The 20,357-nt window shown below is 69.9% G+C and carries 20 protein-coding genes; 8 read left to right on the top strand and 12 right to left on the bottom strand.

What is annotated here, in order from left to right:
• The first annotated feature begins 81 nt into the window (after positions 1 to 81).
• A complete protein-coding gene (locus tag P6F26_RS18875) occupies positions 82 to 1,059 on the top strand; it encodes a 2-dehydropantoate 2-reductase (protein WP_278030256.1) in 978 nt (325 codons plus the stop codon).
• Positions 1,060 to 1,066: 7 nt separating this feature from the next.
• Positions 1,067 to 1,987, top strand: coding sequence for an aminotransferase class IV (locus P6F26_RS18870; protein WP_278030255.1), 921 nt, complete (start codon positions 1,067 to 1,069; stop codon positions 1,985 to 1,987).
• On the opposite strand, the gene P6F26_RS18865 is transcribed toward P6F26_RS18870, so the two are convergent.
• The 3 genes from P6F26_RS18865 to P6F26_RS18855 all read right to left on the bottom strand — a co-directional run bounded on the left by P6F26_RS18865 (position 1,988) and on the right by P6F26_RS18855 (position 5,067).
• Complete coding sequence (locus tag P6F26_RS18865) at positions 1,988 to 2,842, bottom strand: MBL fold metallo-hydrolase (protein ID WP_278030254.1); 855 nt, start codon at positions 2,840 to 2,842, stop codon at positions 1,988 to 1,990. It abuts the gene before it with no gap.
• Positions 2,843 to 3,080: 238 nt separating this feature from the next.
• Complete coding sequence (locus P6F26_RS18860) at positions 3,081 to 3,671, bottom strand: YqaA family protein (RefSeq protein ID WP_278030253.1); 591 nt, start codon at positions 3,669 to 3,671, stop codon at positions 3,081 to 3,083.
• A complete protein-coding gene (locus P6F26_RS18855) occupies positions 3,664 to 5,067 on the bottom strand; it encodes an MATE family efflux transporter (RefSeq protein ID WP_278030252.1) in 1,404 nt (467 codons plus the stop codon). Before P6F26_RS18855 ends, P6F26_RS18860 begins: the two co-directional genes overlap by 8 nt.
• Positions 5,068 to 5,281: 214 nt before the next feature.
• Between P6F26_RS18855 and P6F26_RS18850 the strand changes: the two genes are divergently transcribed.
• A complete protein-coding gene (locus P6F26_RS18850) occupies positions 5,282 to 6,850 on the top strand; it encodes a phospholipase D-like domain-containing protein (RefSeq protein ID WP_278030251.1) in 1,569 nt (522 codons plus the stop codon).
• Here the strand turns inward: P6F26_RS18850 and P6F26_RS18845 are convergent.
• Positions 6,847 to 7,179, bottom strand: a complete 333-nt coding sequence (locus P6F26_RS18845; protein ID WP_278030250.1) for a hypothetical protein — start codon at positions 7,177 to 7,179, stop codon at positions 6,847 to 6,849. The two genes, P6F26_RS18850 and P6F26_RS18845, sit on opposite strands and share 4 nt — an antisense overlap.
• Before the next feature lie 131 nt (positions 7,180 to 7,310).
• Here P6F26_RS18845 and P6F26_RS18840 point away from each other — a divergent pair, with 131 nt between their 5' ends.
• Positions 7,311 to 7,940: an HdeD family acid-resistance protein gene (locus P6F26_RS18840; RefSeq protein WP_278030249.1), complete on the top strand. Its 630-nt coding sequence runs from the start codon at positions 7,311 to 7,313 to the stop codon at positions 7,938 to 7,940.
• 200 nt (positions 7,941 to 8,140) lie between these two features.
• On the opposite strand, the gene P6F26_RS18835 is transcribed toward P6F26_RS18840, so the two are convergent.
• The 8 genes from P6F26_RS18835 to P6F26_RS18800 all read right to left on the bottom strand — a co-directional run bounded on the left by P6F26_RS18835 (position 8,141) and on the right by P6F26_RS18800 (position 16,039).
• Positions 8,141 to 8,626, bottom strand: coding sequence for an MgtC/SapB family protein (locus P6F26_RS18835; RefSeq protein ID WP_278030248.1), 486 nt, complete (start codon positions 8,624 to 8,626; stop codon positions 8,141 to 8,143).
• 24 nt (positions 8,627 to 8,650) lie between these two features.
• Positions 8,651 to 10,222: an alpha-amylase family glycosyl hydrolase gene (locus P6F26_RS18830; protein WP_278030247.1), complete on the bottom strand. Its 1,572-nt coding sequence runs from the start codon at positions 10,220 to 10,222 to the stop codon at positions 8,651 to 8,653.
• A 3-nt stretch (positions 10,223 to 10,225) separates the two neighbouring features.
• Positions 10,226 to 11,080 carry an SDR family oxidoreductase gene (locus P6F26_RS18825; RefSeq protein WP_278030246.1) on the bottom strand — a complete coding sequence of 285 codons (855 nt, stop codon included), beginning with the start codon at positions 11,078 to 11,080 and terminating at the stop codon, positions 10,226 to 10,228.
• Between the two features lie 72 nt (positions 11,081 to 11,152).
• Positions 11,153 to 12,055: an SDR family oxidoreductase gene (locus P6F26_RS18820; protein WP_278030258.1), complete on the bottom strand. Its 903-nt coding sequence runs from the start codon at positions 12,053 to 12,055 to the stop codon at positions 11,153 to 11,155.
• Positions 12,056 to 12,073: 18 nt separating this feature from the next.
• Positions 12,074 to 12,871: an SDR family NAD(P)-dependent oxidoreductase gene (locus tag P6F26_RS18815; RefSeq protein WP_278030245.1), complete on the bottom strand. Its 798-nt coding sequence runs from the start codon at positions 12,869 to 12,871 to the stop codon at positions 12,074 to 12,076.
• A gap of 83 nt (positions 12,872 to 12,954) precedes the next feature.
• On the bottom strand, positions 12,955 to 13,626 hold the full coding sequence (locus tag P6F26_RS18810) for a DUF998 domain-containing protein (RefSeq protein ID WP_278030244.1): 672 nt from the start codon (positions 13,624 to 13,626) through the stop codon (positions 12,955 to 12,957).
• Positions 13,627 to 13,739: 113 nt separating this feature from the next.
• Positions 13,740 to 14,831, bottom strand: coding sequence for a PRC-barrel domain-containing protein (locus P6F26_RS18805; RefSeq protein WP_278030243.1), 1,092 nt, complete (start codon positions 14,829 to 14,831; stop codon positions 13,740 to 13,742).
• A gap of 176 nt (positions 14,832 to 15,007) precedes the next feature.
• Entirely contained in the window at positions 15,008 to 16,039 is a 1,032-nt protein-coding gene (locus tag P6F26_RS18800; RefSeq protein WP_278030257.1) for a sodium:calcium antiporter, read from the bottom strand.
• Positions 16,040 to 16,215: 176 nt separating this feature from the next.
• Here P6F26_RS18800 and P6F26_RS18795 point away from each other — a divergent pair, with 176 nt between their 5' ends.
• The 4 genes from P6F26_RS18795 to P6F26_RS18780 are packed head-to-tail and all read left to right on the top strand — an operon-like array spanning position 16,216 to position 20,284.
• Positions 16,216 to 17,010, top strand: coding sequence for a UTP--glucose-1-phosphate uridylyltransferase (locus P6F26_RS18795; protein ID WP_278030242.1), 795 nt, complete (start codon positions 16,216 to 16,218; stop codon positions 17,008 to 17,010).
• Positions 17,007 to 17,714 carry an HAD family hydrolase gene (locus tag P6F26_RS18790; RefSeq protein ID WP_278030241.1) on the top strand — a complete coding sequence of 236 codons (708 nt, stop codon included), beginning with the start codon at positions 17,007 to 17,009 and terminating at the stop codon, positions 17,712 to 17,714. Before P6F26_RS18795 ends, P6F26_RS18790 begins: the two co-directional genes overlap by 4 nt.
• A complete protein-coding gene (locus P6F26_RS18785) occupies positions 17,711 to 19,117 on the top strand; it encodes an alpha,alpha-trehalose-phosphate synthase (UDP-forming) (RefSeq protein WP_278030240.1) in 1,407 nt (468 codons plus the stop codon). Before P6F26_RS18790 ends, P6F26_RS18785 begins: the two co-directional genes overlap by 4 nt.
• A gap of 12 nt (positions 19,118 to 19,129) precedes the next feature.
• Complete coding sequence (locus P6F26_RS18780; protein ID WP_278030239.1) at positions 19,130 to 20,284, top strand: AI-2E family transporter; 1,155 nt, start codon at positions 19,130 to 19,132, stop codon at positions 20,282 to 20,284.
• Positions 20,285 to 20,357 lie beyond the last annotated feature (73 nt).

The following is a 20,357-nucleotide window of genomic DNA, read 5'->3' as shown; positions in this document are numbered from 1 at the left end:
GGGGGCGCTGCCCCCGGACCCCCGGCGGTATTTTCGGAAAGATGAAGGCGGGGCGGGACACGTCCTTGCGGGAGAAGAGAGATGCGGATCTGCATTTTCGGGGCCGGAGCGATCGGCGGATACATGGGCGTGAAGCTGGCGCAGGCGGGGGCGGACGTGAGCCTGGTGGCGCGCGGGCCGCACCTGGCGGCGATGAAGGAGAAGGGCCTGAGCCTGATCGAGGAGGGGGAGCGGAGCACGGTCGCGGTCACGGCTTCCGAGGATCCGGCCGAACTGGGGCCGCAGGATTACGTCATCGTCACCCTCAAGGCGCATTCCGTGCCGCCGGTCGTGGACCGCATGAAGCCGCTTATCGGGCCGGAGACGACCGTCGTGTCGGGCGTGAACGGCGTTCCGTGGTGGTATTTTCACAAGATCGGCGGCCCGCTTGAGGGCACGCGGCTGCACAGCGTCGATCCGGGCGACGCGCAGTGGAACGGCTTCGGGCCCGACCGGGTCCTGGGCTGCGTGGTCTATCCCGCCGCCGAGGTGTCGGAGCCGGGAACGATCCGGCACATCGAGGGCAACCGCTTTTCGCTGGGGGAACCCGACGGATCGAAGTCGGAGCGGGCGATGGCGCTGTCGAAGGCGCTGGGTGCCGCGGGGCTGAAGGCGCCGGTGCGCCCAAGGCTGCGAGACGAGATCTGGGTGAAGCTCTGGGGGAACCTGTCGTTCAACCCGATCTCGGCGCTGACCCATGCGACGCTCGACGTCCTGTGCATGGATCCCGGCACGCGGGGCGTTGCGCGCGCGATGATGCTCGAGGCGCAGGAGATCGCCGAGAAGCTTGGCGTGAAGTTTCCCATCGACGTCGAGCGGCGGATAGACGGGGGCGCCGCGGTCGGCGCGCACCGCACCTCGATGCTGCAGGACCTCGACGCCGGCCGGCCGATGGAGATCGACGCGCTCGTGGGGTCGGTGCAGGAGCTGGGGCGGATCACCTCGACGCCCACGCCGACGATCGACACGGTCCTGGGACTGGTCCGGCTGCGCGGGCGTGTGGCCGGTCTTTACGGGTGAGGCGGGCATGACCACGACGCACGACGCGCTGGAGGATCCGCGCAACGCGGACATCCTGATCTATGTAGACGGCGAGCTGAAGCATCGCGACGAGGCCAAGGTCTCGGTCTACGATTCCGGCTTCATGCTGGGCGACGGGATGTGGGAGGGAATGCGGCTGCACGATGGGGTCTGGGCCTTCTTCGACGCGCACATGGATCGCTTCTTCGAGGCCTGCAAGGCGGTGTCGCTCGATCCGCGAACGGATCGGGCCGGCATCCTTGCCGCGATGGAAAAAACACGTATCGCCAACGGGATGGAGACGGACGTTCATGTCCGCCTGATGCTGACGCGCGGGGTCAAGGTGCGACCCTTCCAGCATCCCTCGCTCAGCCGGTCGGGGCCCACGCTCGTCATCATCATGGAGCACTCGAAGCCCGTGGACCGGCTGCAGTTGGCGGGCATCAGGCTGGCGACTGTGCCCCAGGTGCGCGGCCTTCCGATGAGCCAGGACGCGAAATACAACAGCCATTCCAAACTCAACTGCGTCATCGCCCGCCTTCAGGCCGAGCAGGCGGGCGCGGACGAGGCGCTGATGCTCGACCCGCATGGCTTCGTGAACACGACCAACGCCTGCAACTTCTTCATCGTGCGCAGGGGCGAGATCTGGACCTCGACCGGCGACTACTGCATGAACGGGATCACGCGGGCCAAGGTGATCGAACTGGCGCGCGCGGACGGCATCCCGGTTTTCGAGAAGAATTATTCACTTGTCGAGGCTTACGGGGCGGAAGAGGCCTTTCTGACCGGCAGTTTCGGGGCGCAGACGCCGGTCGCGTCCATCGATGGGAAGCCCGTGGGAGACGGCTCTCGGCCGGTGACGCGGCGCATCCGCGACCTCTACATGGCGCATCTGGAAGAGCATGTGGCCGCGAGGCGAGCGGGCTGATCACAGATCGATGCGCAACCCGTCGCGGCCAAGGATCATCGCGCCGTCCCAGGTCCTGCGGACCGCGCGCTTCCAGTCGTCTTCGGTGAACTCCGGCAGGCCGTCCGGGACGAAGTGATTGAGCGCGAGCCGCGCCACGCCCGCCGCCCCGGCCACGCGGCCCGCATCCTCCGCCGAGGTGTGGCTGCGCAGGATGTGGGTGCGCAACCTCTCGCCGCCGTTGGGCACTTTCGCGATCAGCGCGTCGACGCCGTGTTCCAGCATCGCCTCGTGCACCAGAAGGTCGGCGCCGCTTGCGAAGACGGCCATTTCCGGCATGAACGCGGTGTCGCCTGACAGGACGACGGCCTTTCCGCCGCCTTCGATCCGCAAGGCGTAGCTTGGTTCGACCGGCGGGTGAACGTTTTCCATCGCGCGCAGTGTCACGTCGCCGAGGACGGTGGCGCATTCGGTGTCGAGGGGGCGGATCTCGACGAGGCGGGCCAGATCCGGGCGCCCCTCGTCCGCGATGCGCAGGTCGATGTCGTCGCGCATCGCCTCGAGGAATGCGGTCCAGTATCGCGCAAGGCGCGGCGGGCCGAAGACCGGCATCGTCCGGTTCAAGCCCGCGGTCCATGATGTGTGCAGCAGCGGCCCAAGCTCGAGGTAATGGTCCGAGTGGAGGTGGGTGACGACGATGGCGTCGAGCGATCCAAGCGCGATGCCCTGGTCGCAGACGCCCCTGGTGGCCCCGAGCCCCGCGTCGACGAGGATGGTCCGGCCCGCGAGCGACACGAGTGTCGAGGTCGGCATGTTCGAGCCTGGCCGGATCGCCGGCCCCCCCTTCACGCCGAGAAGCGCCACGAAGTCTTGCATGGGGCGTGCGTCCTTTCGGGCTGGCGAGTTCGCCCCCCGCTATGCCGCGACATCGGCGCTGCGACAAGGTGCGACCGGGCGCGGGGCGCGCGATCGCTTGGCGACGCCGCCGGGGCAGGTCAGACAGGCGTTTTGGGGGATGAACACGGCAAAAGGATAACAACCGTGCAGGCAAGTGGCGCAAACCCTGCGATCCTGTCCGAAATGGGAAAGCCCATCTTGTCCCCAGCGCGGCGTGTCACCCGCCCAGCAGCCGCATCCCAAGCCAGATTGCGACCAGAACGCCGAAGGTCGCGAGGACGACCCCGCCCTTCGGCAGGTCAAAGGCCGCGATCCGCGGGCCGAAGACGTTGGCGAGCACCGCGAGGCCGAAGTAGCGCGCTCCGCGGGAGGCCGCGATGGCGGCGAGGAAGACCGCGAAGTTGCCCCCGACCGTTCCGGCGCCCAGCGTGGCCAACTGCATCGGGGCAGGCGAGAAGGAGACGAGGAAGACCGTCCAGAACAGGCCGTCCGCGTCGAGATCGCGCGACATCCGCCGGAAGTCCTCGAGCAGGCCCAGCCATCGAAGGATCGGAAGGACCACGGGGTCGGCCAGCCAGAGGCCGACCGCGTAGAACAGGGAAGCCCCGATGAGGCAGCCCACCCAGATCGACACGGCGATCGCCGTGGCCTGCCTGTGATGGCCGACCATGAGCGGGGCGACGACGGTCTCCAGCGGGATTGGCACCACGGTGCTTTCGGCGAAGGACAGCGCCGCGAGGCCGCTTCGGTGCCGGGCGAGACGGCTGGTCCAGCTGTCGCGCTTCGGTGCCGGGCCGCCCTCAGCCATCGCGCGATCCCGACCATGCGGCAAGGCTGCGGGCGGGGCTGGCGACGGCCGCCGTCCGGCCTTGAAGAAGGCCGTTGGCCTGCGCGGCGATGGCCGCGGCCCAAGCGGCGAGGACGTTTGCGGCCACGGCGGCCAGAAGGATGCCCGAATACCCCATCAGGCCCACCCCGAACCAGGCGAGCGGAACGTAGATCAGGCCGATCCGCGACAGGCTCAAGCCAAGCGCCCAGCCCGAACGCGACCGCGCGGTGAGGGCGGCGTTCGTGGCCACGACGATGCCGTATCCCGCAAGGCTCCAGCCGACGATGCGCATGTAATCCGCGGTATAGCGCGCCGCCGCGCCGCTGGCCGTCATCGCCTCGGCGAGGGGGTCCGCGAAGGCCCAGAGAAAGACGCCCACCGCGACGCCGTAGACGATGGCGAAGCCGCCGCCGAGACGCACGGCCTCTCGCGCGCGGTCCCGCCGACCCGCGCCCCATGCCTGCCCGATGACCGGCGCGAGGCCCGAGGACAGCGCAAAGAAGGGGACGAGCGCGATGGACTGGACGCGGGCTGCCGCGCCGAAGCCGCCCACCGCCGCGTCGCCCAGCGTCGCGACCGCGGCCGTCACGAGGGCCATGCCGGCCGGGTTCACGGCCCGGGAGGCGGCGGCGGGCAGGCCGACCGAGACGATCTCGCGCACCGAGGCGAGGACCCCGCGCAGCGGGTGCGCCCCGGCGGTAAGCCGTCCTCGCCGGATCGCGAGCGTCAGCGCGAGCACGCCCCCGACGCTGCGCGCCGCCAACGTCGAGATGCCGGCGCCGGCCATGCCCATCGGCTCGACCGGGCCGAGGCCGAACACGAGCGCGGGCGTCAGCGCGATGTTCAGGGCCGCGCTCAGCACCATGATCGAGGATGGCGTCGCCCCGTCGCCGCCCGCGCGGAAGGCCGCGTTCAGGATCATCGTGGTGACCAGGACCGGAAAGCTTGCCGCCCACCAGGGGACGTAGGCCATCACGCGCTCCTGCACCGTGCCCTCCGCGCCGAGGAGCGGGAAGAGGACCGGCGACGCGGCGAGGAAGGTCAGCCCGACCGCCGCGCCCAGCAAGAGCCCGAAGCCCGTCGCATGAAGCGCGAGGCGCGCCACGGGGCGCGCGCCGCTTCCCCGGCCCATCGCCTGTGACAGCGCCGTGTTGGCGCCGGCGGACATGCCGATGGCGAAGGCGCTGATCGCGACGATGACCGGATAGACGAAGCCGATGGCTGCCAGCTCGGCGTCGCCCACGCGGGCGAGGAAATAGGCGTCGGAGAGCCCCACGGCCAGCACGCCGAGGATGCCCATCGCCATGGGTGCGGAGACCCGCAACACCTGATGCGAGACGCGCCCCTGCGTGAGGTCGCTGCCGTGATCGCTCATCCGAAGATCCTGTCGTCTCGGGCGCTGCGTGTCGGATCGGACCTGCAAGCGCCCCATGTGGGAGTGCAGGCGCGACAACGCCCCGGCGGCGGTTCGGTTCCCCGCGGAGCGCCCCGACCCGTCCCGGAACTTAGCGCGCGCGGGCCTGTTGACCCGACGGCCCCGCGACGCACCCGTGCCCGCGCTGGATGCCGTTGGCGAAAGGATTCGGGCGATGCTCGAGACATTGGACAATCCCCCCGCCGGCTCGGCTGGCCGGACGCACGTGCTGATCACGGCGGCCGAGGCCTACCCGGAGCTGGAGCGCGCCTTCCTTGCTGCCGAAACCGAGATATGGGCCGGCTTCCGCGTATTCGACCTGTGGTCGAACCTGCGCTCGGGCGAGGCGCGGAAGATCGGCGAGACGTGGTTCGACCTTGTCGTGCATACGCTCCGGCGCGGTGTGCGCATCAACATGGCGCTGTCGGACTTCGACCCGATCATGGCGGCGCGGCTTCATGCCGAAACGTGGAAATCCATGCGCGCCTTTCTTGCCGCCCGCGAGGTCGCCGGGCCGAAGGCGGAGCTCAACATCGTGGCCGCGGCGCATCCCGCGCGGGTGGGCCTGCCTCACCGGCTGGTGTTCTGGCCATGGGTGCGCCGCCGGCTGAAGGAGACGCTGGACAAGCTCAACCACGACACGCCCGACGACCGCGAGCGCCGGCTGCAGAACCTTCCGGGTCTTCGCCGCCACGTCCGGCGCGCCGAGGACGGGACGCTTCGCGCGAGGTGGTGGCCGCCCGCCGACCTTCTGCCGGGCACGCATCACCAGAAGATCGCCGTGTTCGACCGCAAGCGCCTTTATATCGGTGGCCTCGACCTCGACGAAAGGCGCTACGACGATCCCGACCACCCCCGCCGCCGTGACGAGACCTGGCACGACGTGCAGGTCATGATCGACGACCGGCCCGAGGTGGACGAGGCGCAGTCGCACCTTGAAAGCTTCCTCGCCGTGACCAACGGGCAATCCGACCCGCTGCCCGAGACGCGGCTTCTGACCACGCTGTCGCGCAAGCGGCGCGTGACGACCCCGTTCATCGGGCCGAGGACGCTGCGAAGCTCCATCGCCGACGCGCACCACGCGCGGATCCGCGACGCCAAGCGGCTCATCTACCTCGAAACGCAGTTCTTCCGCGATACCGGCATCTCTCGGGCGCTGGCGCGGGCGGCGCGCGCAAATCCCGAGCTGGGCCTGATCCTGATCCTGCCCGCCGCGCCCGAGGACGTGGCATTCGATGGCTCGACCTCGACCGATGCGCGCTTTGGCGAATACATGCAGGCGCAGGCCATCGCGCGCGTCACCGACGCCTTCGGGCCCCGCGCCGCGATCTGTTCGCCCGTGCGCCCGGTGTCCATTGACAGCGGCGGGCGCGACTGCTTCGCGGGCTCGCCCATCATATACGTCCACGCAAAGGTCTCGGTCTTCGACGGGGCCAGCGCCATCGTCTCGTCGGCCAACCTCAACGGGCGCAGCATGTACTGGGACACCGAGGCCGGCGTCGAATTCGACGAGCCCCCACTGATCGCCCACCTGCGGGAGAAGATGATGGCGCACTGGCTGAACGAGACCCCAGACGCGGCGTTTCTCGACCCCGAGCGCGCCGTCGTCGCGGTGCAGAGGCGCGCCGAGGAGAACCTCGCGGCACGGCCCGAGGCGCGGCGCGGCTTCCTCGTGCCCCACGATCCCGAACCTGCGCGCGCGTTCGGTCGCCGCGTGCCGTTCATTTCCGAGGCGATGGTCTAGACCGCCCCGCGCTCGATCCGGTCGGCCATCGTCTCGGCCCAGTCGCGCCCCTCGTCGCCGCCCCACAGAAGCCATGCGACGTAGCCCGCCGAGGGATCCTCGTCGTTGCCGAAGTTGCCGCCGCGCCGGTCCAGCTCGTGGCGGCGGAAATAGGTCACCATGCGGTTGATGGCGTTCTCCGACAGGCGCACGCGGTTCGTGAGATCCCGCGCGCGGGCGACGCCCGCCTTGGTGCCGCCCCGGTCGAACTTCCGGCACAGCTCCAGCCCCTTTTCGGCGGCTTGCGCCACGGGTTCGGGCGGGGTGAGGTCGATGTCGCGTTCCGTCATGCATGTCGCCTTCGTGCTGCCTTGAGGTGCAACAGCCGGGCGGGGGGCGCGGTTCCGGGGGGTTGAGGGAACAAGGACGGGAACGTGCGCATTTCCCGCAGAGATGACCTCGGCCTTGAAGGAGCCTCGCCATGTCAGACCGGACAACCGACCATCCCGGCCCCGCGCGGGGCCGCGGGACGCCGCGCGGGCAGGGCGGTCCGCGATCGGCAGCCGCCCATGACGCGGGGCGGCAGGCCGCGTCGCACCGCTGGCTGCTGTTCCTGTCGGGCGGCGTCTCCATCGTCGCCGGCGCGCTTGCGATCCTTCTGCCGTTCGTGGCCACGATCACGGCGACGGTCATCGTCGGCGCGGCCCTGATCGCAAGCGGCATCGTCGGCCTGTTTGCCGCCTTCCGGCGAAGCGAGGGCTGGCACATGGCCTCGGCCTTCGTGCTGTCGCTGGTGTCGCTCGGGGCAGGCGTCCTGATCTTTCTCGAACCCGTCGCGGGTGTCTTCGCGCTGACGACGCTGGTCATCGCGTGGTTCGCGGCCAGCGGCATCCTGCGGATCTGGTATGGTGTGCGCAACATGGGCGAGGGCGGCGGCTGGATGATCGCCGTGGGCGCCCTCGCGCTGGTCCTCGCGGTGCTCCTGTGGTTCGGGCTGCCGTTCAGCGCGACCTGGATCCTCGGCGTCCTTCTTGGGGTGGATCTGCTGGTGTGGGGAAGCCTTCTGATCGCCTTCGCGGTCCAGATCGGACGGATGCGCGGGGGCGCCTGAACGGCCAGCCTCGGCTCCGGAGCGGCGAGCCGGAAAGGCGGGGAAAAGCGGCCAGGACGCAAGGAAGCGCCTGCGATGCCGGGCCCGTCGCTGGCCCCCGACCGGCCTGGCCCGCGACCGGCAGCGGAGGCGAGGCGGCGTGCTTCGATCCGTTGCCGGACGGCGCGGCGGGCGCAGGGGCGCCGAAGGCCTTCCGAGGTTCAGTCGCCGCCGCCGAAATGCGCCTTGTTCTCCGCCAGCTTGATCATTCGGAAAACGAGGAGCGCGAGCACCGTCGTGGCCCCCGCCAGAAGCCAGTAGCCGAAGCCCACGCTCAGCCCGATGGCCGCCACCAGCCACAGTCCCGCGCCCGTCGTCAGCCCCTTCACCTTGCCGCCGCTCACGATGATCATGCCCGCCGCGAGGAACGCCACGCCGCCCGTCACCGCCTCGATAAGGCGCAGGGGGTCGCTGGCCACGCGGTCGGAATAGACGTCCGTGGTGGCGACCACTTCCAGCATGATCAGGCAGTAGAGCGCCGAGGCCAGCCCGACGAGCATGTGCGTCCTCAACCCGGCGGGGCGGTGGCGGGCCTCGCGCTCCAGCCCCACGAGGCCGCTGAGCACGAGCGCGCCGAACAGGCGGGTCAGCGCCACCTGCCACGGTAGCGCGGTCAGCACGAGGATGTCGTCGAGGATCGCTTGCATCGAAGTGGGCCACCCGCCTCCCGTTCAGCGCCACCACGCCGCGCAGCGCGGCGGGATCGTCCCGCCCTCTGGGCATTCGCTGCTGGACAGGACCCACTCCAGCCCCGCCGCCGCTGCGGGGATGTCCCACGGGCTGTGGCCGAGGTTGACGGTCAGCGTCAGGTCGCGGCCGCCGCCCTTCATCCGCGCCAGGATGGTTCCGGGCGGGCTGTCGAGGATCTCGGCGACGCCGCGGCCGAGGCCCAGCTCGCGCCGGAGCCGCAGCGCCTTGCGGTAGAAGTTCAGGACCGAGGCCGGGTTCGCCGTCTGCTGCGCCACGCCGCCATCCTCGGGGTGCTGGACCGGCAGCCACGGTTTCGCGCCCGAGAAGCCGCAGCGCGGCTTGCCGGAATCCCATGCCATCGGCGTGCGCGCGCCGTCGCGGCCCAGCGGCTCGGGCCAGTACATGACGTCGTAGGGATCGTGCAGCATCTCAAGCGGCAGCGTCGCCTGCGGCTGGCCCAGTTCCTCGCCCTGGAACAGGATCAGCGGGCCGGGCATGGCGGTCAGGAATGCCGCGAAAAGCCGCGCGTCCCGCGCGCTGCCGTCGCCCAGCTTCGAGACGTGCCGCGGCTGGTCGTGGCTCGACAGCCACCACGCGAAGCCGTCGCGGTCCGCCATCCGCTCGAGGATCTCGCGCAGGACGCCGCTTTCGAGGCCGCGTTCGGCGAGGTCGAAGGTGTAGCCCGCGTCGAAGCGGCCCGGCTTCGTGAAGTCGTGCGTGACCTCGACGGAATTGGGGCCCTTGTTGATCTCGGCCAGCATGTAGGTGTCCGGCCCCACCCAGTCGCGCAGGGTCTCGGTGAAGCCCGCGCATTCGTCGGGCAGCACGTCGTGGACGTGGTCCTGGAACGTGTAGGGGTTGTTCGGCGGGCCGGGAATGCGCTTGCGGTGCTCGGGCGGGGCGGGGGGATTGTCGGCAAGATCGCGGTGGTGGAAGAAGCTTGTAACCGCGTCGTAGCGGAACCCGTCCACGCCGCGATCGAGCCAGAAGCGGTTGATGGCGCGCAGACGCTCGTGGACGCTGGGATGGCGGTGGTCGAGGCAGGGCTGGCACTGCAGGAACTTGTGCAGGCAGTATTGCGACCGCTGCGGATACCAGCGCCAGGCGGGCGTTCCGAAGAAGGCGATCCAGTTCGTCGGCGGGCTGCCGTCGTCGCGAGCGTCGGCCCAGACGTAGAGATCCTCGTATCCGTCCTCGCGCCGCAGCGAGCGCTGGAACCACTCGTGGTCACTGGAGGTGTGGTTGAACACCTGGTCGATCATCACCAGGAGGCCGAGGTCATGCGCGCGGGCCACGAGCGCGTCGAAATCCGCGAGCGTCCCGAAGCGCGGGTCGACCGCGCAATGGTCGACGATGTCGTAGCCGCCGTCGACGAAGGGCGACACGAAGAACGGCGAAAGCCAGATCGCGTCCACCCCCAGCGCGGCGACGTGGTCCAGCCGCTCGGTTATGCCGCGAAGATCGCCTCCGCCGTGGCCGTGCGTGTCGGCGAACGAGCGGGGGTAGATCTCGTAGATGACAGGGTGGTCGGGCCAGCGCAGTCTGTCCGTCATCGCTCAGCTGCCCACGATCACGCCGCCATTTGGATGCAGCGTCTGCCCGGTGAAGTAGTTGCCGTCGTCGGAGGCGAGAAACAGGTAGGAGGTCGCGATCTCCCAGGGCTGGCCGGGTCGCCCCATGGGGACGTGGTCGCCGAAGCCCTCGACCATGTCGGGGGGCAGGGAGCCGGGGATGAACGGCGTCCAGACCGGCCCCGGCGCGACGCAATTCACCCGGATGCCGCGTCCGGCGAGCTGCTGCGCCATCGAGCGCGAGAAGGCCGTGATCGCGCCTCGGGTCGCGGAATAGTCCACGAGATGGGCGTTGCCCTTGAAGGCGTTGACGCTGGCCGTGTTCACGATCGCGCCGCCCTCGGGCAGGTGATCCAGCGCCGCCTGCGTGCAGAAGAACTGGCCCATGACGTTGCTGTCGAAGGTGCGGCGCAGCTGCTCCTCGGTGATGTCGCGGATGTCCTCGGCGTTGAACTGCATCGCGGCGTTGTTCACGAGGATGTCGATGCCGCCGAGCTTGCCGGCGAGTTCCCCGATGGCCGCGAACGCCTCGTCGCGCCTGCCGATGTCGGCCTTCACCTCGAAGAAGGTGCCGCCCTCGGCCTCGACGGCCTCGCGCGTGTCCTGCGCGTCCCGATCCTCTTGAAGATGGACGATGCCCACGCGCGCGCCCTCCCGCGCGAACAGAACGGCCACCGCCCGCCCGATGCCGCTGTCGCCGCCGGTGACGATGGCGGCCTTGCCCTTCAGCTTGCCGACGCCGGGGTGGCGCGGGTGCCAGTCGGGTGCGGGCTCCATCCTGTATTCGTCGGCAGGCATCCGGTCCTGTGTCTGCGCGGGCATGGAGCTGGGTTGTGGCATGGAAGGGCACCTCGGACTTGCGGATTTCGTCGTCCGATCAACCCCTCGGCGCGGGTCCGGGTTCCGTCGGTCTCAGCCCAGCACCAGCCCGACCGCGAGCGCCAGGAGGGGCGCCCCGAGGAAGACGGCGATCCGAAGCCGGTCGCCGTCCACGACGATCCCCTCCGCCGCCGCGCGGTCGCCGAAGCGTCCGTGGGCGCGGGCCGCCACGCCCGCGACCGGGCCGTCGATGTTGTCGGGGCGTCCTCCGGGCTCGGGGTGGCCGGATTTCTGAAGCTCCGCGCCCGCGCGCGCGAGCTTCCGGTCGAGCCATCCGGGAAGCACCATGTTCCCGAGGACCAGCTGCAGGACCGACCGCCCGACCAGGATCTCGCGCGTGCCGTCGCGCACCGCCTTCATGACCGCCCGCGCCGCCAGTTCCGGCTTGTAGATCGGCGGCGCGGGCTGCGGCATCTCCTCGAGCCGGTTGCGCGCCCAGCCGAATTGCGGCGTGTCGATCGCCGGAAGCTGCACCACGCCCAGCGTGATGTCCGCGCCCTCGCGGATCAGCTCGGAGCGCACGGACGCGAGAAATCCGTTGATCGCGTGTTTCGAGGCGCAGTAGGCCGACTGGAACGGCACCGAACGGTAGCCGAGGCCCGAGCCCACGGTGACGATCCGGCCACGACCATGCCGCCGCATGAGCGACAGGGCGGTGCGCGTGCCGTTGACCACGCCAAGGAAGGTGGTGTCGATGATCTTCTCGAATTCCTGCGGCGCCATCTGGGGGAAGGGGGAGAAGCTGGTCAGCATCGCGCAGTTCACCCAGACGCCGATCGGGCCAAGACCCTCGGCGATCGCGGCGCCCGCGCGACTGACCTCGCGCGCGCAGCTGACGTCGCAGGGTATGGTCATGACGCGGTCAGCGCCTCGACCACGGCGCGGCCGACGCCGGCGCTTCCGCCCGCGACGACGGCGACGCCGGGAATGTCCGATGAAGAGGTCATGCCACCCTCACAGCGCGATGGAAGCGACGGAGCCGCCGTCGACGCGGTAGTTCGCGCCCACGACGAAGCTTGCCTGTTCCGAGCACAGGAAGGCGATGGCGGCGGCGACCTCCTCGGGGCGGCCGCGCCGGCCGAGTTCGAGATGCGGACGCTCCTCGTCGAGGAAGCTCTCGACCGCCTCCTTTCGGCTTGCGTCCATCCGGCGCGCGCGTGCGTCCATCATGGCGTCGGTCATCGGCGTCTCTATGAAGGCGGGCGAGACGGTGTTGACCAGAACGCCGTTCCGCGCGGTGACGCGGCTGAGGCCCTTGGCGAAGTTCACGATGCCGGCCTTGGCGACGTTGTAGACCGCCTCGTCGGCATAGGGCTGCGCCGCGTTCTCGGAGGACACCATGACCACGCGGCCCCAGCCGCGCCGCTCCATTGGCGGCACGAAAAGGCGCGCGGTGCGCACGACCGACATGAAGTCGGTGTCCCACGCCTCGCGCCAGTCGTCGTCCGTCATCTCGAGGGGATGGCCCTTTGCGCCCGTCACGCCCGCCGCGCAGACGAGGATGCAGGGCATCCCGAAACGCGCCTCCACGTCGCGGGCAAGGCCCTCGACCTCCTCGGGCACGGTGAGGTCGGCCTGCATCGCGTGCACGCGCGGCCCGAGCGATTGCGCGGCCTCTGCCAGCTCGTCGTCCTTCACGTCCACGAGGATGACCGTCGCGCCTTCGTCCGACAACGCGCGCGCCGTGGCGCGTCCGATGCCCGACGCGCCGCCCGTGACAAGCGCTGTCCTGCCGTTCAGTCCGAAGTTCATTGGGTCGTCCTTTCGTGGGCTCCGTTCCGGTCTCGCCCCTGCAACGTCCCCGGCTTGGCGGGGTTCCTGCGCCGGACGGCCTGTCACGGCGCCGATCCCCGCCCCTGCCGCGCGTCGCGCGATCCGCGCCGCAGAAGAAGCAGCGCAAGCGGCAGGGTCCAGCCGTAGGTCGCCGCGATCGCCACCTTCTCCACGATGCCGTCGATGTCTCCGGGCGCGAGCTTGAAGGCCACGGCGAACGCCGCCCAGAGCACGGCCGAGGCGACGAAAAGCACCCGCGCGCGCGGCATCAGCCGCACCGCGCCTCCGGCCATCGACAGCGGTCCGACGACATAAAGAGGCGCAAGCGCGTAGGTTATCTTCGTGTGGACACTCACGTCGGGCGAGGCTCCGGGGCCTGCCCCGAACTCGTCCCAGATGCCCAGAAGCACGGTCACGAGCGCCAAGAGCGCGAGGCACAGGATGCCGAGCGACCAGAACCAGCGGCCGAGATGCAGGTGCGCCGCACCGATGGCGAGCGCCAGCATCCCCGCCGCGTTCATGTAGAAGCCGGTGTCCATGATCCAGGCGTGGGGACCCCGGCCGAGATCGCTGATCGTGTCGGCTATGAAGTCGTGCCGCGCCACGGGAACGGACAGCGCCATCGCCGCGAAGGGCGCGACGTTGCCGGCCAGCCCCGCAATGCCGCACAGGATCAGAAGCTCGGGCCGCTCGCCCGTGGCGGAAGGGGGCGGCGCGATGCGGGTTTCCCTCATGCTGCGGCCTTTCGGGCTTGGCCTGCCTGCGTCCCCGGCGGGACCGCGCGACAGGCGCGTGAAAAAGGGATGCGCGGCGCGCATCCCTTTCCCGTTTCGCTATCGGCAGCCGATCAGAGATCGGAGCCTTCCCATTCGGGCATCGCGTCGAGGTCAGCCTCGGTCGCGTCGACATAGGCGCGGATCTCGTCGCCCGCGTAGCGGCGCAGGGTCACCTGGTCGAGCGACATCTCGACGGGCTTCTCGCCGAGGCCGAGGAAGCCGCCCACATCGATGATCACGCTTTCGATCGTGCCGTCGCTGGCGAGGTTGAACTCGCTTAGATCACCGATCCACTCGTCGTTCCGGCCGTAGACCGGCGCGCCGAGCACGTCCTCGGTGGTGATGCTGGCCCAATCGACCGACTCCAGGTCGTCCTGGGGGCCGCGGCCCTCGGCTGCGATCTGCGACTGGAATTCCTCGTTCTCGGAGGCGAGCATCTCGCCTTCCTGCTCGGCCTGCGCCTGATCGAAGTTTTCCTGTTCCTCGAACATCGACCGGTCGCCGGCGAAGACGACGAAGTATTCGCCCTCATCGTCGCTGTCCTGGACGAAGCGCACGTTCTCGATATCGATGCGGCGCTCCTGCTCGCCCGCGCCGAGGAAGCCACCGGCATCGACGACAAGCGCGCGGACCTCGCCGTCCTGCGACACCACGACGTCGTCAATGTCGCCGACCATCTGCCAGTTCTCGGGAGCCTCGGTCACTTCACGGGCAAGGTTGTCCCAGGCGTTCTCGGCGGCTTGGCCGACCTGCTCGGCGGTGTTCTCGACCGCCTGGCCGGCCTCGGCTGCGGCGCGTTCGGCGCCCTGCTCGAGTTCCTCCATCTCGCCTTCGGCGCCGCCTTCGGCCACTTCAGCCTGCTCTTCGGCGCTCATGCCGTCGTCCATCTCGCCGCCGGACTGCGCGCCCGACCGTGCGGTGTCGCCCGACTGGTCGCCCGACGCGTCGCCCTCGGCGCCCGGCATGTAGAGGCTCCGCCCGATGAGGCTCGAGACCATGATGGTCATGCCTTGGGCTTGCTGGCCCTGGGCCTGCTGGCTTTCGCTGGTCTGGCCGGATTGCGCGCCGGTCTGGCTTCCGGTCTGGTCGGTCGTCTGCGCCATGGCGGGCATCGCCAGGCCGATGCTCAGCGCGGTGGTGGCAAGCAAGTTGCGCATGGTCATTGTGGGTCTCCTTTGCGTCTCGCATTGCGAGAAAAGGGCATTCGCCCTCTCGGGGAAGCAACCGGTGCGAGGGCCGAAGGTTGCCGGGCGGGGGCCAAAAAAAGCGGGGAACAACGGGCGGCGTTCCGCGTTCATGCGCCCTTGTTTTGCTGGGCGAAATTCCGCCGAGGTGGCCGTCAGCCCGTCGTCGCCTGAAGGGCGATGGCGCCTGCGTAGACCCCGAGCATCGCAACGCTTTCCACCCCGATGCCGCCCGGGCCGCTTCGTTCGCGATAGACAAGGCCGAGGAGCAGGATCGCGGTCATCACCGCCGAGGTGCCCAGCCAGAACAGGTCGTCGCGCCCGATCGCGTGATAGAGCGATCCGTCCCGGTAGCCGATGTCGGACATCGTCAGGAACAGCGTGTCGAACGTGTTGCCGCCGATGATGCCGCCAACGGCGAGTTGCAGGGCGCCGCGGCGGACCGCGGCCAGCGTCGTCACGAGTTCCGGCAGCGATGTGACCACGGCCGTCATCAGCGCGCCCACGATCGAGGACGAGAAGCCGTAGCGCGCAACGACCTCAGCGCCCACCTGTGCGACCGCCCAGCCGGCGGCGCCCATCACCAGCATCAGCCCCATGAAGAGAGCGATCAGGCCACGGGCCGGCTTGTCGGGCTCGTCGCCGTCCTCGGGCTGGTCCGGGCGCGTCTCCGCGGTGTCGGTCGGCTGCCACATCGGGTCCTCGCGCAACCCCTGCGTGGCGTAGACGCCTGCGGCATAGATCGCGAACAGCGCGATGGAGGCGGGGTGGATCGCCCAGATGGCGACGTCGGGGCCCGCATAGGCGACGAATGGCACGGCCAGCAGAAGCAGCAGAAGACCGGCCTGGAAGATGTTGGCCAGTTCGGCCGCGGCGTGTTCGAGGTTGGCGCGGCGGTAGATCATGTCGCCGAGCGCGAGGAACGCGGTCTGCGCCGCGATCCCGCCGATGCCGTTGGAGAAGGCGAGCGACGCGTCGCCCCCCAGAGCCGAGGTCAGCGACACGATCGTGCCCGACATCGACGTCGCGGCGCCCAGCAGCACGCCGCCGACGACGGCTTCGCCGAACGCCGTGCGGTCGGCGATGCGGTCCGCGAGCCCCGTCATCCGCAGCCCGGCCAGCAAGATGACAAGCGCCGACGCCGCGCCGACCGCAAGCAGAAGGCCCGTGGAGAAATCTTCGAACATGACGCTCGAACGCGGCAGGTCGGCCCATGGGTCCATCCCTATGCCGGCCCGATGCGGGCCCGGTGCGGGCCCGATGCGGCCAAGAGGCCTGCGGCGGTTCGAGTGGAACCGCCGTCACGCGGTGCGCGTTTGCCCCAAGGTACCAGATCGGACCTTGCCCGGAGCGCCGCTGACCGATGATCAAGACAGCCATCATTCCCGTCGCGGGACGCGGCACGCGCCTGCACCCGGTGACCTTGTGCGTTCCGAAGGAACTGCTTCCGGTCTACACCACCCCGCTTCTGCAGTTCGCCATCGAAGAGGCCGAGGCCTCGGGCATCGAGCGCTTCATCTTCGTCACCCGCGACGGCAAGGAGGCGATCGAGGATTTCGTGCGCATGACCTTCCCCGGCATCGACGCACATTTCCTCAGGCAGGCCGAGCCTCTGGGCCTCGGTCACGCGGTCTTGACGGCCGGCGGCCTCGCGCGGCAGGGCGAGAGCGGCGACCTGCCGGTGGCGGTGATCCTGCCCGACGACCTGATCTTCGCGCCGACGCCGGTCCTTGCGCAGATGGCGCGCGCCTACGACACGGACATGTCCTATCACATGGTCGCGGCGATGAAGGTCGCGCCCGACGAGGTGTCGTCCTACGGCATCGTGGACGCGGACGTTCCGGCGCCGGGCCGCGCGATGCCGGTGCGCGGCCTCGTCGAGAAGCCGGCCGAGGGCACGGCGCCCTCCACGCTCGCCGTCGTGGGCCGCTACATCCTGCATCCGGGCATCTTCGAGACGCTGATGACCACGGGGCGCGGCGCGGGCGGCGAGATCCAGCTGACGGACGCGATCGCGCGCGACCTGCGGCGCATGGACGTTTCGGCCTTCCGCTTCGAGGGGGTGCGCTTCGACTGCGGCGTGCCCGACGGCCTGCTCGAGGCGGGATGCGCGATCCAGGACGCGCGCGAGATGCTGGAACAGGGATCGGCGGCATGACGCCCCCCGAGGCGCTTCGAGCGGCAGGGCCGGTGCGTCCCGCGAGGGACCCGGGGGCGCCTTCCGGCACGCTGGCGGATGCGCTGAACCGCATCGACCCGCGCGGCGCGGCCCTGTTTCTCGGCTTCGAGGGGGCTCTGGCCGAGGCGGAGGGCCCCGCGGGCCCGATCCGCGCGGCGCGCGGCGCGGGATCCCTCGTGGCGCTTCTGGAAGGGGCGACGCGGGGCGGAACCGTCGTCCTGAGCGGTCTGCCCGTCGCCGATCTCCGCCGTCATCTGGCGCCGATCCCGCAATGCGTGCTCGTGGACGCAGGCCCAGGCACCGGCATCGGACCCGCTCCGCACTTCTCCCGTGACGTCCCCCGCGCGCGCCTCCCGCATTCGGCAAGCGGCCTGCACATGCTCTGCTGTGCAATCTCGTCGGTGCCGCCCCTGCCGTGCGGCATGTCGGAAGGCGGGACGCCCGGACGCCGCTTCGCCCAAGCCGTCGAGGCGGTGATGGGGCATGTCGGCATGGCGGGCCGCCGACCGATCCTGATCGGGGGCGAGGGTCACGAGGCCGCGCTCGACTGGGTGCGCCGCGAGGGCGGCATCGCCGTGCGGATCGGACGGGGCGGCACCCGCGCGCCGTTCCGCCTTGCGGGGCCGGCCGAGGTCCGCGCGGTTCTGTCGGCCTGGCTCGAGCGCGCGATGGGGCTCGCATGACCGGACGGCTCGTTGTGGTATCGAACCGCATCCCGACCGAAGCGGCGCCGTCGGGCGGCCTCGTCGTGGCGCTTCACGAATGCCTGTCGGAGCAGGGCGGCCTCTGGGTGGGGTCCGCGCCCGATACGGTCGAGGTGCCCTCGCAGGCGCTGAAGGAACTGGAGGAGGGCGGCGCAGGCTCTTACCGGCGCATGACCTTCGACGTCACCGAGGCCGAGCGCGAGGGCTACTACCTCGGCTACGCCAACGGCGTTCTCTGGCCGCTGTTCCACCGCCGCACCGACCTCATCGATGTCGAGGATGCCCATGCCGTGGCCTATCTCGAGGTGAACGCCCGCGTCGCGCGGCTGCTGTCGGCCGAGCTACGGCCCGACGACGTCGTGTGGATCCACGACTACCATTTCCTTCCGCTGGCCTGCGAATTGCGCGGCCTCGGGGTCCGGAACCGCATAGGGTTCTTCCTGCACACGCCGTTTCCGCAGGCCGCCGACCTTCCGGCCCTGCCGCAGCGCGAGGCGTTCCATGACTGGGTCGCCTCCCATGACCTCATCGGACTGCAGACCGAGCGGGACGTCGCCGCGCTGCTGGAGGTGTTCCGCTCCGACCCGGAAACCGAAGTGCTTCTGAACGGACGGATGCGGCGCCGGGGCGCCACCTTCAGCGTCGGCTCGTTTCCCATCGGCATCGACGCCGGGGAATTCGAGACGCTGGCCCGCGAGAACGCCATCGCCGACGACGACCTCGCGCTGGGGCGCGGACAGAAGCTGGTGCTCGGCGTCGACAGGCTCGACTATTCCAAGGGTCTCGTGAACCGTTTCGAGGCGTTCGGGGCCTATCTCGACATGCGCGAGGCCGACGGGGAGCGGGCGACCTTCATCCAGATCGCGCCGCCGTCGCGCTCGGCCCTGTTCGCCTACCAGGAAATCCGCGAGGAGCTCGAGACCATGTCGGGCCACGTGAACGGCACCCATGCCGAGCTCGACTGGACGCCGATACGCTACATCTGCCGTCCGGTGCCGCGCCCGCGCGTCGCAGGTCTGATGCGGCGGGCCGACGTCTGCCTCGTGACGCCGCTGGCGGACGGGATGAACCTCGTGGCCAAGGAATACGTCGCGGCGCAGGAGCCTGACGATCCCGGCGTCCTCATCCTGTCGCACTTCGCCGGCGCCGCCGAGCAGATGCGCGCCGCGCTGCGGGTGAACCCCTACGACATCGGCGAGATGGCCCGCGCCATCCGCGACGCGGTGTCCATGCCGCCTGACGAACGGCGCGCGCGCCATGCCGAGCTTCTCGACGGCGTTCGCCGGCAGGGCATCTCGTGGTGGACCGGCAACTTTCTTGACCGCCTGCAATCCGTTCCCCGGCGCGAGCACTGGGGCGAATGTGCGGAACGCATGGGCTAGGGGCGCAGCATCTTGACCGAACCTCAGACACGACGGCGCAGCCTGCGCCTCGGCTACGGCCTGATGGGCGTGATCCTCGTGATCCTGGCCGCCTGGGCGCTGCGCGGGATGGCGACCGTGGTGATCCCCGTGATCTTCGCGGTTTTCGTCACGCTTGCGGCGCTACCGCTCGACCGGGCGATCGCGGGGCGGATGCCGGGTGCGCTGACGTGGATCGGGCGCGCGGTGGTGATGCTGCTCCTGCTTCTCGTGCTGAGCGCCTTCATCGGAGGCCTCGCCTATTGCGTGACGCGGATCGCGGCCGAACTGCCGGGCCTGCCGCAGGATCTGAACGAGGTGCTGCCGGGGCTTATGGACGGCGCGGGCAGCGGTGCGGATGGTGGCTCGGGCGGCGGTTCGGACAGCGCCGGGGGGATCGTCGCCGCGATCCGCGGGATCCTGCAGGAGCGCGGCGAGATGATATTCTCTCGCGTGCTCGAGACCGGCGCGAGCCTTGCCCGCACCATCGCCAGCGCGATGGGCGTCGTCTTCGTCGGCATGTTCCTCGTGCTTTTCCTCGTGCTTCTCGCGCTCAGCGAAGCGGACACATGGGAGGCCAAGCTCGACGGGATGCCGTCGGGCGACGGCGCGGGATGGCGCCGCGCGACCTCCACGCTCGGACGCGCGCTCAGGCGCTTCATCCTCACCCGCGCCTTCGTCGGCGTGATCTCGGCCGCCGCCTACAGCGCATGGATCATGCCCTTCGGCCTCGACCTCATCCTCGTGTGGGCGATCCTGACGTTTCTCATGAACTTCATCCCCAATGTCGGCGCGGTAGTCTCGGGGGTGTTGCCCACGCTCTACGCCTTCTTCACGCTAGACTTCGGGACCGCGCTGATGATCGGGGCGGGCCTTACCGTGATCGAGCAGGTCATCGGGAATTGGGTCGATCCGAGGCTTCAGGGCAACCAGGTGGCCCTGTCGCCCGTCGTGATCCTGATCGCCGTCGTGTTCTGGAGCTGGCTCTGGGGCGTGGCGGGGGCGTTTCTGGGCACGCCCATGACGCTTGCGATCATGATCCTGTGCAACAACGTGGCCGCCCTCAGGCCCGTGGCGCTGATCCTGTCGAACCAGCCGCGCTCGGCCGACCTCGACGAGAAGCTCGGTTGGGCGGACGGCACGGGCTGAGGGGCGTGGCGAGCCCGCGTGACGGCCCGTCCCCTGAAATCCGGCCGCGGAGGCCGGCGCGCGCTCAGGTCAG

Source organism: Roseicyclus salinarum (assembly GCF_029624655.1).
GTDB lineage: Bacteria > Pseudomonadota > Alphaproteobacteria > Rhodobacterales > Rhodobacteraceae > Roseibacterium > Roseibacterium salinarum.
This window is presented reverse-complemented; position numbering and strand designations above follow the sequence as displayed.